The sequence below is a fragment of the Arthrobacter sp. Y3223151 genome (assembly GCF_059091125.1).
In genome coordinates this window covers 21,865-37,050 of sequence record NZ_JBNHGI010000008.1, presented here as the reverse complement: position 1 = coordinate 37,050, position 15,186 = coordinate 21,865, and the positions used below count along the sequence as shown (strand labels likewise).

15 protein-coding genes are annotated in these 15,186 nt (G+C 68.9%); 7 read left to right on the top strand and 8 right to left on the bottom strand.

All coding sequences use genetic code 11. The features are described from left to right. Position 1 precedes the first annotated feature (1 nt). Entirely contained in the window at positions 2-580 is a 579-nt protein-coding gene (rsmD, locus tag AC5RUP_RS12060) for a 16S rRNA (guanine(966)-N(2))-methyltransferase RsmD (protein WP_494153441.1), read from the top strand. Positions 581-688: 108 nt separating this feature from the next. On the opposite strand, the gene AC5RUP_RS12055 is transcribed toward rsmD, so the two are convergent. Next, a complete protein-coding gene (locus tag AC5RUP_RS12055) occupies positions 689-1,459 on the bottom strand; it encodes a spermidine synthase (protein WP_494153442.1) in 771 nt (256 codons plus the stop codon). A gap of 3 nt (positions 1,460-1,462) precedes the next feature. Further along, on the bottom strand, positions 1,463-2,704 hold the full coding sequence (locus tag AC5RUP_RS12050) for an aminotransferase class I/II-fold pyridoxal phosphate-dependent enzyme (protein ID WP_494153443.1): 1,242 nt from the start codon (positions 2,702-2,704) through the stop codon (positions 1,463-1,465). A gap of 63 nt (positions 2,705-2,767) precedes the next feature. Here AC5RUP_RS12050 and coaD point away from each other — a divergent pair, with 63 nt between their 5' ends. The 6 genes from coaD (at position 2,768) to mutM (ending at position 6,850) form a co-directional block, all read left to right on the top strand. After that, positions 2,768-3,250: a pantetheine-phosphate adenylyltransferase gene (gene coaD / locus AC5RUP_RS12045; RefSeq protein WP_494067055.1), complete on the top strand. Its 483-nt coding sequence runs from the start codon at positions 2,768-2,770 to the stop codon at positions 3,248-3,250. Positions 3,251-3,309: 59 nt separating this feature from the next. Next, positions 3,310-4,242: a UTP--glucose-1-phosphate uridylyltransferase GalU gene (gene galU / locus AC5RUP_RS12040; protein ID WP_494131712.1), complete on the top strand. Its 933-nt coding sequence runs from the start codon at positions 3,310-3,312 to the stop codon at positions 4,240-4,242. Between the two features lie 119 nt (positions 4,243-4,361). Continuing rightward, complete coding sequence (locus AC5RUP_RS12035; protein ID WP_494091646.1) at positions 4,362-4,925, top strand: YceD family protein; 564 nt, start codon at positions 4,362-4,364, stop codon at positions 4,923-4,925. A gap of 2 nt (positions 4,926-4,927) precedes the next feature. Then, positions 4,928-5,131, top strand: a complete 204-nt coding sequence (rpmF, locus tag AC5RUP_RS12030; RefSeq protein ID WP_127511582.1) for a 50S ribosomal protein L32 — start codon at positions 4,928-4,930, stop codon at positions 5,129-5,131. 11 nt (positions 5,132-5,142) lie between these two features. Continuing rightward, entirely contained in the window at positions 5,143-5,862 is a 720-nt protein-coding gene (gene rnc / locus AC5RUP_RS12025) for a ribonuclease III (RefSeq protein ID WP_494131711.1), read from the top strand. After that, the gene (gene mutM, locus AC5RUP_RS12020; protein ID WP_494131710.1) at positions 5,855-6,850 is read left to right on the top strand and encodes a bifunctional DNA-formamidopyrimidine glycosylase/DNA-(apurinic or apyrimidinic site) lyase; all 996 of its coding nucleotides are present in this window, start codon (positions 5,855-5,857) and stop codon (positions 6,848-6,850) included. Before rnc ends, mutM begins: the two co-directional genes overlap by 8 nt. Positions 6,851-6,854: 4 nt before the next feature. On the opposite strand, the gene AC5RUP_RS12015 is transcribed toward mutM, so the two are convergent. From AC5RUP_RS12015 to AC5RUP_RS11990, 6 genes are all read right to left on the bottom strand, one after another. Next, the gene (locus AC5RUP_RS12015; protein WP_494131709.1) at positions 6,855-7,670 is read right to left on the bottom strand and encodes a serine hydrolase domain-containing protein; all 816 of its coding nucleotides are present in this window, start codon (positions 7,668-7,670) and stop codon (positions 6,855-6,857) included. Between the two features lie 9 nt (positions 7,671-7,679). Next, complete coding sequence (locus tag AC5RUP_RS12010) at positions 7,680-8,645, bottom strand: NAD-dependent epimerase/dehydratase family protein (protein ID WP_494158604.1); 966 nt, start codon at positions 8,643-8,645, stop codon at positions 7,680-7,682. 44 nt (positions 8,646-8,689) lie between these two features. After that, positions 8,690-11,332, bottom strand: coding sequence for an alpha/beta fold hydrolase (locus AC5RUP_RS12005; protein WP_494158582.1), 2,643 nt, complete (start codon positions 11,330-11,332; stop codon positions 8,690-8,692). After that, a complete protein-coding gene (locus AC5RUP_RS12000) occupies positions 11,326-12,351 on the bottom strand; it encodes a 3-oxoacyl-ACP synthase III (protein ID WP_494067048.1) in 1,026 nt (341 codons plus the stop codon). Before AC5RUP_RS12000 ends, AC5RUP_RS12005 begins: the two co-directional genes overlap by 7 nt. 127 nt (positions 12,352-12,478) lie before the next feature. Next, positions 12,479-13,876 (bottom strand): hypothetical protein, encoded by a 1,398-nt coding sequence (locus tag AC5RUP_RS11995; protein ID WP_494148939.1) that lies wholly within the window; start codon positions 13,874-13,876, stop codon positions 12,479-12,481. Between the two features lie 155 nt (positions 13,877-14,031). Continuing rightward, positions 14,032-15,042, bottom strand: coding sequence for a glycosyltransferase (locus AC5RUP_RS11990; protein ID WP_494154533.1), 1,011 nt, complete (start codon positions 15,040-15,042; stop codon positions 14,032-14,034). Positions 15,043-15,186: the final 144 nt, after the last annotated feature.

Sequence of the window (15,186 nt, the reverse complement as noted above, 5' to 3'; positions counted from 1 at the left end):
GGTGAGCCGCATCGTGGCCGGCGTGGCCGGGGGACTGACCCTGGCCAGCGTGCCGGGGGAGAACACCCGGCCGACGACGGACCGGGTCAAGGAGGCGCTGTTTTCCCGGCTGGAGTCCTACGACGTCGTGGCCGGCGCCCGGGTACTCGACCTTTTCGCCGGCTCCGGGGCTCTGGGAGTCGAGACCGCCAGCCGCGGCGCCGCCACGGTGGACCTGGTCGAAGCAGCCGACAAAGCCGCGGGGGTGTGCCGCCGCAACGCCGAGCTGGTCAACGGCAAGCTGGGCCGGAATACGGCCAAGGTGCACCGCATGAAGGCGGAACGGTTCCTCGAGGACCTGCCGCCGGGGCACCATTGGGACCTGGTGCTGATGGACCCGCCGTACCCGCTGGCCGAGGACGCGCTCGCCGGCATCCTCGCTTCCTTGTCCGGATTCCTTGCCGACGGCGCCGTCGTCGTCGTCGAACGCTCTTCGCGGTCACCCGAACCAGGATGGCCCGAAGGCCTCGTCCGGTTCGCCGTCCGGAAGTACGGCGAGACACAGCTCTGGTTCGCCGAACCGGCCCTCGGCGACGGTTAATCTATTGAGGCAGGGACGCCATGTGTGGGGACGGCCCTGCCTCTGCACCGGAATGATGTCTAGTCAGATGTCGGTGCTCAAAGGATTCTATCCGACCTCGATCGAAGATCATGACCGGGCGAATGAATCGAGCTCCGGGCCGGTGAGGACGGCGGCCGGGTGCGGGCCCGCCGCCAGCAGGGCGGTCGACCATTCCGGCGGCCACGAGCCGTTGCGTGCGGCCAGGACGATGTTGCCCGCCCTTCGGCTGCCGAACATGCCGGTCTCGCCCAGCGCCGCCACCGAACCGGCGACCGACGCGAGCTCGGCGATCTGCCGCTTGGCGAACGCCAGCGGCGGATCGTCTCCGACGTTGACCAGCAGCACCCCGTCCGGTTCCAGTGCCTCCAGCATCTCCTGGTAGAAGTCCGCCGTGGTCAGGTGCTCCGGGGCGTCGTCGCCGGCGAAAACGTCCAGCACGATCACATCGAAGGTGCCTTCGATGTCTCCGAAGGCCAGTTCATGCCGGGCATCGCCGAAGTGGACCGTCAACTCCGTGCCGTCGGGCATGGGAAGGTGCTCGAGGACGAAGTCCAGCAGCTCCCGCTCCAACTCGACGGCGACCTGCCGGGAACCGGGACGGGTGGCCTGCACATACCGGGCCAGCGTCAGGGCGCCGGCGCCCAGGTGCAGGCAACGCAGCGGGGCACCTGCCGGACCCGCCAGGTCGACGACGTTGGCGATTCGGCGCAGGTATTCGTAGAACACGTGATCGGAATGCCGCAGGTTGACGTGCGATTGCTCCGCGCCGCCAATGCTCAGGACGTAGGACCCCGGCACCCGGTCGTCCTTGTCGACGCCGGCGTGGAGGCCGCTGCCGCGCAGGTAGCGTTCGGTCACGGCTCAGACCCTGCCCGGCAGGGAGGCGAGGCGTTGGGCGGCGTCCTGCAGGACCTCGATCCGCTTGCAGAATGCGAAGCGCAGCAGCGAGCGGGTGCGCTCGGCGCCGTCGGGGTGGCAGAAGACGGGCACCGGGATGGCGGCCACGCCGATCAGCCCGGGCAGCCGGCGCGCCAGGTCGAGTGCGTCGGTGATACCCAGCGGTGCCGTGTCCACGTTGACGAAGTAGGTGCCCTGCGGCGTGAAGACATCGAAGCCCGCCTGCCGCAATCCGTCGCTGAGCAGGTCCCGCTTGGCCTTCAGGCCGGCGGCGATCCCGCCGTAGAACGAGTCCGGCAGCCCCAGCCCCGCCGCCACCGCGTCCTGGAACGGTGCGCCTGAGCTGTACGTGAGGAATTGCTTGACCGTGCGGACGGCTGCGACGAGGTCCGCCGGGCCGGAGAGCCAGCCGACCTTCCAGCCGGTGAACGAAAACGTCTTGCCGGCCGACGAGATGGTGAGCGTCCGCTCGGCGGCTCCCGGCAGGGTGGCGATGGGGATGTGCGGTGCATCGAAGGTCAGGTGCTCGTAGACCTCATCGGTGACGATCAGCGCGTCGTAGCGCTCAGCCAGCTCGACGATGCGCAACAGGGCCTCGCGGGAGAAAACGCTGCCCATCGGATTGTGCGGGTTGTTGACCAGGACCATGCGGGTGCGCTCCGAGAAGGCCGCTTCGAGTGAGTCGAGGTCCGGCTGGAAATCGGGGGCGAGGAGCGGGGCCGTGGTGTGCCGGGCTCCGGCCAGGCCGATGATCGCCCCGTAAGCGTCATAAAAGGGCTCGAACGTCAACACTTCGTCGCCCGGTCCGGTCAGGGCCAGCAGCGTCGCGGCCAGCGCCTCGGTGGCTCCGGTCGTGACGATGATCTCGGTTTCCGGGTCCGGTGACAGGCCGTAGAACCGCTGCTGGTGGGCGGCAATGGCGCTGCGCAGCGTGAGTGTTCCCTTGCCCGGAGCATACTGGTTGGCTCCACCGCGGATGGCGTCGATGGCGGCGGCGGCGATTTCCGCCGGGCCGTCCTCGTCGGGAAATCCCTGCCCCAGATTGATGGCGCCGGTCCGCGCGGCGAGGGTCGTCATTTCCTCGAAGATGGTGAGGCCGAGGCCGCCGTCGTCGCCGAGGAGGTTCGATCCGGCCGCGGTCCGCCGCCACGGCGCCGGAACGTCGGCCCGCCGGCCGTGGACGAGTTGCCGCATAGCTGTGCTCATGACTCCCAGTATTACCACCGAAGCGTGGTGCACCGCCCGCCCGGATCGACTAGATTCGACTCTATGCGCCGTGCCGTCTGTCCAGGATCCTATGACCCGCTCCACAAAGGCCACGTGGAAATCATTGCCCGTGCCGCCAGCATGTACGACGAGGTCATCGTCGCCGTCTCGACGAACTATGCCAAGAAATACCGCTTCAGCCTGGACGAGCGGCTGACCATGGCCCGCGAGACGCTCTCCTACCTCCGCGGCGTGAGCGTTGAAGCGATGGGTGAAGGCCTGCTGGCCGAGTACTGCCGCAGCCACGGCGCCGGCGTCATCGTCAAGGGCCTGCGCTCATCGCAGGACTACCACTACGAACTGCCGATGGCCCACATGAACCGGCACCTGGCCGGCATCGAGACGGTTTTCCTCGCCGCGGAGAGCAGCTACACGCACCTGTCGTCGACCTTGATCAAGGAAATTGCCGCGCTGGGCGGGGATATCTCGGAGTTCGTGCCGAAGGCCGTGCTCGCCGGTTTCCGCGCCGCGGAGCAGCCCCGGTAGCCCGGCCCGGATCGCTGCCGGCGGTTGCGGCGGAGCCCGCGTTTGCTAACGTTTGACCCATGCCTCAAGCTCAATCCGTACGAAAAGCCGTTCTGCCCGCCGCCGGGCTGGGGACCAGGTTCCTGCCGGCCACCAAGGCCATGCCGAAGGAGATGCTGCCCGTCGTCGACAAGCCGGCCATCCAATATGTCGTCGAAGAAGCGACGCGCGCCGGCCTGGACGACGTCCTGATGATCACCGGGCGCAACAAGCGGTCCCTCGAGGACCACTTCGACCGGGTCCCGTTTATCGAGCAAACCCTGGCGGACAAGGGCGACGACGACAAGCTGGCCGCGGTGCGGGAATCTTCCCAGTTGGCCGACATCCATTACCTGCGCCAGGGCGACCCCAAGGGGCTCGGCCACGCCGTTCTCTGCGCCAGGCAGCATGTGGGCAACGAGCCCTTCGCCGTCCTGCTGGGCGATGACCTGATCGACGAGCGCGACGAACTGCTCACGGAGATGATCGCGGTCCAGCAGGCGACCGGCGGCTCCGTCATTGCCCTGATGGAAGTCGATCCGGAAGCGATCAGCGCCTACGGGTGCGCGGACATCAGCCGCATCGACGGCGCGGCGCACGTGAAGGTGAACGGCCTGGTGGAGAAGCCCGCCGCCGCCGAGGCGCCGTCGAACCTGGCCGTGATCGGCCGTTATGTCCTGCATCCCGCGGTCTTCGACGTGCTGGAGGAGACCCCGCCGGGCCGCGGCGGAGAAATACAGCTGACGGACGCGCTGCAGGTGCTGGCCGGCTCCGAGGAGGCCGGCGGCGGGGTTTATGCCGTGGTCTTCAAGGGCCGCCGCTACGACACCGGGGACAAGCTCAGCTACCTCAAGGCCGTCGTCTCCCTGGCCACGGAGCGCGAGGACCTGGGACCCGAGTTGCGCTCCTGGATCGTGGACCTGGCAGCACAGATCCAGGTTGAGAGGCCGTTGCAGCCCGCCGGACGGGACTGACGGACGCGTAGCGCCGCCGGTTTGGGCCCGCGGGAGATCCGGGCTAAGATGATACGTCGGTCGTATGTTCTTTAGGAGTTCTCAGTACTGTGGTCTTGAACCATGATCAAAGTTCGGCCTTGACCCTTGCGGTCAAGGACCTCGGGCGCAGCCCGGGCACCATGCGGACTCTTGAAGAACGTATCGCTGCACCGAAGGATTTCGGTGTAGCACTCATTGGCGTTCAGGAAGGCTCCGACATGGAGTTGGACCTGAAGCTTGAGGCCGTGCACGAGGGAATCCTGGTTTCCGGCACCGTTTCCGTGGCTGTCACGGGCGAGTGCGGGCGTTGCCTGGATCCCATCGCGTACGACCTCGACGTCAATGTGCAGGAACTCTTCTACTACGAGGAAGCTGAACTCCTCGAGGAAGAAGAACAGGACGAACAGCGGCGGGTTGAGCGCGATCTGATCGATCTCGAACCGGCGCTGCGGGACGCAGTGGTGACCGCCCTGCCGTTCCAGCCGGTGTGCCGGGAAGACTGCCAAGGTTTGTGCCCGGAATGCGGGATGCGCCTTGAAGAGGATCCGGGTCACCACCATGAGGTCGTGGATCCTCGCTGGGCAGCCCTTGCCGGGTTGGCCGGTACGGCCGCCGACGAGGCGTCCGAAAGTAAAGAGTCAGACGAGAGAGAAGAGAGTTAGCCGTGGCTGTTCCCAAGCGGAAGATGTCCCGCTCGAATACGCGCGCACGCCGGTCCCAGTGGAAGGCCACTGCGCCCAACCTGGTCAAGACCGTTGAGAACGGCCGTGTCACCTACAGCCTGCCGCACCAGGCCAAGGTTGTCACCGACTCGGCAGGCACCGCGCTGTTCCTTGAGTACAAGGGCCGCAAGGTAGCCGACGCGTAACAACGTCCGGTATGCCTTCAACTGAAGAGCTTTTGGAGCGTCTCGGCGTTGATATCGACGCCGAGACGCTCCGTCTTGCTTTAACCCACCGTTCCTACGCCTATGAGCACGGCGGACTGCCGACCAACGAGCGCCTGGAATTCCTCGGCGACTCGATCCTGGGCTTTTCCGTGACGGACGCGCTGTACCGGGACAACCCGGACCTGCCCGAGGGTGAATTGGCCAAGCGGCGCTCCGCCGTCGTCTCCACCCGCGCGCTGGCCGGCATCGCGCGCAGCCTGGACGTCGGCCGGTACGTGCTGCTCGGGCAGGGCGAAAAGCTCACCAACGGGGCCGACAAGTCGTCCATCCTGGCCGACACGATGGAGGCCCTCTTCGGCGCCGCCTACCTGTGCCAGGGCATCGAAACGGCGCGCCAGCTGGTGATGCGCCTCGTCGGGCCGCTCCTGGCGGACGCCGACGCCCTGGGCGCGGGGACGGACTGGAAGACCAGCATCCAGGAGTTGGCCGCCGCCCGGAAGATGGGCACCGTGACCTACCGGGTGGAGGGATCGGGCCCGGACCACGCCCGGACCTTCGTGGCCACGCTGCTGATCGGCACCACCGAATACGGTCGCGGCACCGGACATTCCAAGAAGGAAGCCGAGCAGGAAGCCGCCGCCACCACGTGGCGGGCGCTGCGTGCCTCGCTGCCCGTATCGGTGACGGAGACCGCCGACTCCGATGCCTGAACTGCCTGAGGTGGAGGTTGTCCGCCGCGGGCTCGCCCAGTGGGTCCGCGGGCGGACGATCACCGGAGTGGACGTTTTGGACGAGCGTTCCATCCGGCGCCACGCCCTCGGAGCCGACGACCTGCGCGGCAACCTCATCGGCGCCCACGTCGCCGACGTCGCCCGGCGCGGGAAATTCCTCTGGATGCCGCTGCTGGAGACCACGCCGGCCCCTTCGCCGCACCCGGCCGCCGTTGAGGCCGTGCCCGACGAGCCCAAACTCGCCCTGATGGCACACCTCGGCATGAGCGGACAACTGCTGGTCGAAGACAGCGGGCAGCCCGACGAGAAGCACCTGAAGGTCCGGTTGACGCTCAGTCCGGCCGGCGGGCCCGATGGCCCGCCGATGCCGGCCGAGCTGCGCTTCGTGGACCAGCGGATCTTCGGCGGCATGTTCCTGGCGGACCTGATGCCCACCCCTGACGGCCATGCCGGCGGCATGTCCGAGACCGGCCTGCCGCTGATCCCGGTCGAGGCCTCGCACATCGCCCGCGACCCGCTGGACCCCGCGTTTTCCTTCGAGGCGTTCTACCAGCGCCTGCGCAGCCGCAAGACCGGCATCAAGCGCGCCATCCTGGACCAGGCCCTGGTCTCCGGCATCGGCAACATCTATGCCGACGAAGCCCTGTGGGCCGCGAAGCTGCACTACGCCCGCCCGACCGACACCCTGCGCCGCAAGGAAGCGGAGCGGCTGCTCAGCGCGTGCCGGGACGTCATGAGCAGGGCGCTCGACGCCGGCGGCACCAGCTTCGATTCCCTCTACGTGAACGTCAACGGCGCCTCCGGGTACTTCGAACGGTCGCTGAACGCCTACGGCCGGGAGGGCGAACCCTGCCACCGCTGCGGCGACCTGGGGCTGTCCACGAGGATCCGCCGGGACACCTTCATGAACCGGTCGTCCTACACCTGCCCGGCCTGCCAGCCGAGGCCCCGAAACGGCCGCTGGTAACGGGCTACCGTCCCAGCTCCGCCAGCACCGCGTCCGTGTAGGCGGGCCACGCGTCGGCGGCCCAGGGCCCGAAGTTGCGGTCGGTGAGCGCGATGCAGGCGGCGCCGGCGTCCGGATCCACCCAGAGGAAGGTGCCGGACTGGCCGAAGTGGCCGAACGTTTTCGGCGAGCTCTTGCTGCCGGTCCAGTGCGGGTCCTTGTGGCCGCGGATCTCGAAGCCCAGGCCCCAGTCGTTGCCCTGCTGGCGGCCGAACCCCGGCAGCACGCCGGCCAGGCCCGGGTAGGCCACCTGCGTCGCTTCCTGCACCGTGGCGGCGGCCAGCAGCGACGGCCGCTGGAGCTCTGCGGCGAACCGGGACAGGTCATCGGACGTGGAGGTCGCCCCGGCCGCGGGGGAGCCGTCCAGGCTGGTGTCCTTCATCCCGAGGGGAACGAGCACGCCTTCGCGCAGGTAGTCCGCGAACGCCATGCCCGCGGCGGCCTCGAGCGTCTCGCCGAGCACCTCGAAGCCGGCGTTGGAGTAGAGCCGCCGGTCGCCGGGGGCGAACCTGACGGTGCGGTCGCCGAAGTCGTAGCCGGCGCTGTGGGCCAGCAGGTGGCGGACGGTGGCGCCCTCGGGGCCCGCCGCCTGGTCCAGTTCCAGCGCGCCTTCCTCCACGGCCAGCAGCACCGCATAGGCGCTGAGCAGCTTGGTCACGGACGCCAGTGGGAAGCGCCGCTGCTGGTCGCCATGTGAGGCAACGACGGTGCCATCGGCCCCGACGACGGCGGTGGCCGCGTTGTCCACCGGCCAGGATTCGATCAGCTTCACGCTTTCCAATGCTTGCTCCTACTTCGTCGTTCCGCCGTAGTGGGCTGCCAACCGTCGCAGCCCTTCTTCAATGCTGACCTCGGGCACCCAGTCCAGCACCTCGTGGGTGCGGCGCTGGTCGAACCAGTGCGCGGTCGACAACTGCTCGGCGAGGAAGCGCGTCATGGGCGGTTCGTCGCGGACCAGCTCGCGGGCTCCGGCGGCCGTCCAGGCCCGTTCGATCACGGCGCCGGCGCCGCGGGCCAGCCAGCCGGGAACCGACCAAGCGGGCGCAGCCACGCCGGCCGCCCGGCAGATGCCGGCGATCAGTTCGCCGACCGGCCGGGGCTGGCCGTTGGTGACCACCAAGGCCTGGCCGTGTGCATGGTCCATCCGCTCGAGCGCACGGACAATCGCGGCCGCGGCGTTGTCGATATAGGTGGTGTCGATCAGGGCGGCGCCGTTGTCCAGCAGCGGCAGCCGGCCGGCCCTGGCCCGCGCAATGACGCGTTCCACCAGCTGGGTGTCGCCGGGGCCCCAGACGATGTGGGGGCGCACTGCCGCGACCCGGAAGCCGGGGGAGTCCGCGGCCAGCGCGAGCAGCTCGGCGGCTGCCTTGGACCGGGCGTAGTTGCCGCGCGCCCGGTCCGGGTCCGCCGACCCCGCGCCGGCGCCGGCAATCGCCTCGCCGACATGCGCGACCGAGGGGGAGGACACGAACACCACGTCGCGCACGCCGGCGGACCTCGCCGCCTCGAGCAGGGTGCGCGTGCCGTTGATGTTGGTGGCGACGAACTCGCTCCACGGGCCGGTAAAGGAAACTTTTGCGGCCAGGTGGATGACGGCGTCGACTCCCTCGACGGCCCGGGCGACGGCGCCGGCGTCCGTCAGCGAACCGAGGACGGTCCCGACGGCGGAGCCGACGCCGGCGGCGGGGCGGCGCTGGAAGGTGCGGACGCCGTGGCCCTCCGCCAGCAGCAGCCGCGCCACGGCGGCGCCGAGCATCCCGCTGGCACCGGTGACGAGGACGGTCCGGGTTTCGGCGGCGCTCACGGTGTGGTGATCCGTCCGCCGGCCAGCGCCTTGCCGGCCCACTGGGCCAGGCCGGCGCGGTCGATCTTGGAGTTGTGCCGGATGTCGGTGGGCAGCTCGGGCAGCACCAGGACGGCGGCCAGCTCCAGACCCGTGGCGCGGGCGACGGCGGTGCGCACCTCATCGCCGAGGGCGTACGGCGCGATGTCCGGCTTCGAGGACGGCGGAACGGTCTCCAGCACCGCGACCGGGACCTGGGCGCCTGCGGGACCGACGCCGACGACGGCGGCCAGCCGGACGCCGTCGTGCGTTTCCGCGGCCTGCTCGGCGGCCACCGGGGTGGCGACGCCGTTCGCCGTGGTGATGATGTGCGCCAGCCGGCCCTCGACCCACAGGCGCCCGTGGGCGTCGAGATGGCCCACATCGCCGGTGCGGTGCCAGCCGGGCACGGACGCGCTGTGCCGCTGCGTGATCCAGAGCCGGTCGTACCGGTCCTTGACGTGCGGGGCGCTCACGAGGATCTCCCCGGTGACATTGGGGTCGGTGGTGGGGAGCTCCGCCACGCTGCCGTCCGGGGCCAGCGCCCCGATGGCCACCGTGGCCCCCGCCACCGGGGTGCCGACGCAGACGCCGTTTCCGAAACCGGCCGCGCGGATTTCCGCCAGGCTGATGTCCGTCACGGGCAGCGCCTCGGTCATGCCGTAGGGGGTGTGCAGCTGGGCCGACGGCATCAGCGACTGCATCTTGGCCAGCAGCGGCTCGGGGATCGGCGCGCCGGCCGAGAGCAGCAGTTGCACGTCGGCCAGGGCCACCCGGTGTTCGTCCGTGAGGCCGTCGGCGGTGGCGAGCACGTTCGCGAGGGCGGCGGGCGAGGCGAAGACGGCGGTGGCGCCGACCGCCGCCGCAGCATCGGCCAGGGCCGCAGCGGTGAGCGTCTTGGGCGCGGTGACGTCCATGTCCGGGGTCACCGACGTGGCCCCCAGTGCCGGGCCCAGCAGGGCGAACGGCGCGAAGCCGGCCACCAGCGAGGTGCCGGCTTCCAACCCGTAGGTGTCCTTGAGGGTGTCCCGCATGGCGGCCAGCCGGCGGTGCGTATAGACGACGCCCTTGGCCGGTCCGGTGGAGCCGGAGGTGAAGAGGATGGCGGCGTCGTCATCCGGCCGGGGGGCGGCGCGCCCGGCGCGGCCGCCGGCCGGGGCAGCGGCAGAGGCGGCGGCGGATTCGAGCAGTTCGGGTACGGTGTGGGCGATGCCGTAGAGCCTGCGCTTGGCCCCGCCCATTTCGGTCACGCTGATCCGCTCGCCCGGCCAGCCGAACAGCCGCGCGGCCGCGAAGGCACGTTCGATGCCGATGATGAACCGTGGACCGGCGCCCTTGATGGCACGGCTCAGGCCGGCGGGTCCCAGCCCGGCGTCGGCCACCACGATGACGGCGCCGAGCTTCAGGCAGGCGTAGATCAGGCTGGTCAGTTCGATGCCGGGCGGCACCAGCAGGTTGACGCGGTCGCCTGCCCGCACGCCGATCCCGGCCAGGCCGTCGGCGAGCAGGTCCACCTGGCCGGCGAGCTCGGCCCACGACAGCGTCCGCTTTCCTGCCGCCGCGGCGCCCAGCGGGGCCATGTCGACGACGGCGGGGGAGTCGTCGGTCCGGCGTTCGTCCAGTTCGGCGAGCATGGAGCGGAAGGGAGCCGCGGCGCGGGGCTCTTGGGCGGCGGCCGCGTGCCCGCCGCCGGCAACGGCGGCGTCGAGCCAGGTGAAAACGGGGCCGGCGATGTCGCGGTCTTCGGGGAGCAGGTGCCCGGCGCCTTCGAAGCGGTGCACGTCGGCCTGCGGCAGCCGGTCCAGCAGGTCGCGCAGGTAGCGGTCGGAGAACACCGGGTCCCTGGGGCCCCACAGGATCAGCGCCGGAACGTCCAGGCCGCGGATGCCCTCGGCCACCCCGTTCAGCGCATCCCAACTGGGCGCGGCCTCGTCGGCCGGGATGTCGGCCACGAAGTTGCCCACCCCGGTGCGGCGGGCCGCGTGCCGGTACGGGGCCATGAACGCGGCCCTCACGTCCTTCGCCAACGGAGGATGCGCCAAGGCGTGCGTGACGCGCAGGAAGGCGGCCGACGTCGTCGTGCCCCAGCGATGCACGGCGGGGTGCAGCGCCAGTTTGAGCGGGGCGGGCAGCCCGAAGCCGGCGTGGTGGACGGCGGTATTGGTCAGGACGACGCCGGCGAGCTGGTCGCGGTGCCGGGTGGCCCAGCCCAGCGAGATCACGCCGCCCCAGTCGTGTCCGACGGTGACGACGGGGCCGGTGATGCCCAGTCCGGCGGTCAGGTCGCCCAGGTCGGTGATCCGGTCCTCGAGCCGGCGGAAGCTGCCGGTGCGTTCGGAGAAACCCATGTCCAGCTGATCGACGGCGACCACGCGCCACGGCGCCGCGGCGTCGCCGGCGGCGTCCAGCAGGCTGCGCCACAAGTAGGACCAGGTGGGGTTGCCGTGCACGCATAGCAGCGTGCCGACCGGCTCGATGCCGCGTTCGGCCAGCTGCGGGCCGTTGTCCAGAAGGTGCCAGGCGTGCGCGCTGCCGGCCGGGTCCACGGCGGCGGTGGACGGGACGCGGACGCGGCGGGACCAGGCCGGGTCGACGCCCGGCCAGAGGGGGGTGTCTACCACGCAATCTCCATCATGGTGGTGTTCAGGCCGGAGCCCACGCCCATGCAGAGCACGCGGTCGCCGCTGCCCAGGGTCTGGGCCTCCTGGGCGAGGGTCATCGGCAGCGAGGCCGGCCCCACGTTGCCCCACTTCGGGAAGGTGATCGGCACGCGCTCGCGGACCAGGTTGACGGCCTTGATGATCGCGTTGGTATACGAGGTGGAGACCTGGTGCGTGACGTATCGGTCCATGGCGGTCCAGTTCCAGCCGTCGCGGTGGGCCTCGTGCCAGGCGTTGACCACCAGTTCCAGCCCGTTCTCCAGCAAGCCCTTGGTGTCCGTGAACATGCCCGCGGGCCCGCCGACGCACAGCTCGTGGTGTTCGGTGCCGGCGCGGGAGACGCCGCCGAGGATCCGGTGCGAGCCGGGGTGGGCGTCGGCGGGGCCGATCACGGCCGCGGCGGCCCCGCACCCCAACGTCAGCGTGGCGAATTCGCGCAGGTAGTCGGCGCGGGTGGAATCCGGGTGGTTCAGCCGCTCGAAGGTGGTTTCCTGGGTCGGCTGCGCGTCCTCGCCCGCGACGATCAGCGCGTACTTGATCTGCCCGGAATCGATCATGTTGGCGGCCAGCGTGATGCCGTTGACGAAGCCCAGGCAGGCGTTGGCCAGGTCGAAGTTCATGGCCGACGACGGCAGGCCCAGCCCGTGGTGGATTTTCACCGCGACGGACGGCTCGAGGTTCTTGCGGGTCACTGAGGTGTTGATCAGCAGGCCGATCTGGCCCGGCTCTACGCCGGCCTCGGCGAGGGCCTTGGCGCCGGCCTCGATGGCGGCGTCGTCGAATGATGAACCGGGCGACCACCAGCGGCGTTCGGTCACGCCGGCAACACGTTCCAGCAGCTTCCGGGAGAGCTTCAGGCGCTTCAGGCTGGGTGCCAGCCGGTCGTCGAAGTCGGCGGAAGTGACGGCTACCGGGGCCTCCACGCTGGAGACGGCCAGCAGCGCCGTGTTGTCATGTCGAAACGTCGCGTTACCGATCAATATCCAGCCTTTATTCGTCTTCGGGGACGGTCACCTGTAAACGGAAAATCCCCATTGGTACCCGAACTCTTAACTATGCACCCCGAACCAGCGTTCCGCACATGCAGAGAAGGGCATGCGTGTGTGGTCATTGTCTCTCCGGCTGCCTGTCCCCGTGCCTCGGATCGCCTTGCAGGCGTTGCTCAGGGGCCCGAAAGCGCGATCCGGGGGGCCGTTCGGATGCACCTAGCTGCGGGCCGGAATCTTTTGCGATTCCCTTGTTGTTTAAGCGGCGGTCCGCCAGAAACAGCACCCCGGCAAGTGTGCAGGCGACGGCGGGCCAATAGCTGTAGCGGTAGTCGGCTGCCGGGACGATGGGGAAGTATCCCACCAGGTAGAGGAGCGCCGACCAGCCCAGGGCGGCGACCTGCGGCCGCAGGTGCCGTGCCTTGGGGAGTGCCACGATCAGCGCTATCGAGGCGGCGAGCCAAAACCAGGCCTTAAAAAACCAGGGAAAAGTCTTCAGCCCGAACTCAACGACGTAGTCATAGAGAATGTTGTCCGCCTTCGACGGCTCCACGCGGTACTCGGCGGGGACGACCTCCGCGCCGGTACCGACGAATTCCAGCTTGCTGGTGAAGAGGAACCGGGCGTAGGTCTCGGCGCGGTAGTACAGGTAGCGGGCCGGATGCGTCACCACTTCATCAATCCACAGGTCCCGGACCTCCGACTGATAGGCGATCGGTTCAAAGGATTTGCCGGTTGCCCCGCGGCCGTAGCACTTCCAATAGGCATCCCAAATAGCTTCTTCAGCCTGGCATTTTTCGCGAGCGGCAAGCAGTTTGTCTTCCAGTTCCCGGGGGATATCCGCGTCTCGTATTTTTTCGGCGGGCACGGTGAAGATGATGTCGTCGAGGAAGACTTGGGATAGCTGGCCGGTGGCTTTGGGCTGGAATGCGGCGTTGAACGCCGCGCCCGTGCCCAGCATCAACACCAGGAATGCCACGGCGGCCAGGACATATCCGCCCTGCAAGCGTTGGCGGTTGGCTGTCAGCCGTCTGCGCCGCGCCGGGGATGCGTTGCGCCAGGCCCGGTAGAGGAGGAAGACGAGGGGAAGGATCGCAAAGAACGCGTTCTTTCGAACCATCGCCCCGTACAGCAGGAACAGCAGCGACAGGGCGAGCAACGGATACCGGAGCCTGGGGAAGCGCTCGGCGAGCAGGATGAGGACGGTGCAGCTAAAGAACGCGATCATCATGTGCACGTCCTTCCACATCACGCCCAAAAACGTGATGGTGAACGGCAGCAACGGAATCGCGAGGGCGAGCGAGGACATGAGCCGGCTGCGGGAGAGATCGTGAAGGTAGATGGCCAGCAGCAGCGCGGCGATGAACGTCAAGCAGATTTGCACCAGAACCATCGCGCTGACTTCGCCGGTCAGCCTGTACAAGCCTGTCCAGCCGACGGTCATGACGGCGGGGTGCCAGTCGTCCAGCGGAATCAGGCCGAGGACCTGCTTGAGCTGATGGGCGGAATCATTCGTCATGCGCCCGGGGTGGTTCGCCACCCACAGAAAGGCCGTGGCCAGGAAAGCGGCGGCGCCCAAGACTGTAAGCCACCGGTAGTCCGCCGCAGTCCAAGCGGTGCGCACACCCCTCGGGCCGCCGGCCCGGGCACGGGGGGAACGGGCCGATGAACCGCTCACGTGTTCGTCCCGTCCAGACGCGCGTGGGCCGGGTCCGCCCACGCCCCGCCTGCATCCTGCCGGTGCTGCGGCGGCTCCAGGCGCAGGTATGCCAGGCGCGCTGCTTCATGCCGTCCCCGCTTCAAGCCGTCGAGGATGATGCCGATACAACCCACCAGAACCGCCAGGCCCATCACGGCCGCAGCCAGGATCGCCGTCGGGAAGCGGGGCACCAGGCCGGTCTGGAAGAACTCGGCGACCACGGGCACCCCCAACCCCAGCGAAACCAGCGCCAACACTGCGGCGATGATGCCGTGGAAGAGGGCCGGCCGTTCATGGCGGACGAGCTGGAAGATGAGGGACAGGATTTTGAAGCCGTCCGAATAGGTATTGAGCTTGCTTTCGCTCCCCTCGGGCCGTTGGCGGAATCCGACCTCGACCTCGGCCTGAGGCAGCCGCAGGGACGTGACGTGCACCGTGAATTCGGTCTCGATTTCGAATTCCTTGGACACGGCGGGGAATGACTTGACGAAGCGGCGCGAAAAGACGCGATATCCCGACAACATGTCCGACACCTGGGATCGGAAGAGGACGCTGACAACCCGGTTAAACATCCGGTTCCCCATGGCGTGCCCCGGGCGGTACGATCCAGTTTCTGCCGTGTCGGCACGAACACCGAGCACATGATCGTAGGGTCCGTCCAACAGGGCGCCGATCAGGCGTGGCAGGTCCTCTGCCTCGTACGTGTCGTCGCCGTCGATCGTGACGTAGATATCGGCGTCAATATCGGCAAACGCCCGCCGGATGACGTTGCCCTTGCCCTTGCGCGTTTCCGTCCGGACGATGGCGCCGGCGGCCCGCGCCAGCTCGGCGGTCCGGTCGGAACTGTTGTTGTCGTAGACATAGACCGTTATCCCCGGGACTGCGAGCCTCAGGTCCCGGATTACGGTGGCGACTGTCTGTTCTTCGTTGTGGCAGGGGACAATGGCGGCAATGCGCTGCCCTGGATGACGGGCTGGATCTGACACGGGCGAAAGCACTCCTAACCGGACGTGGCCTGGCTTTCAGGGTAGTTCTCCGCGGCCCTTACACAAGGTTGCCACCCCGCCCGCCGGGATGACCGCACCTGCACACGCCGGCCGCTCAACACGTTTGCCACCGCGACAAGCCCG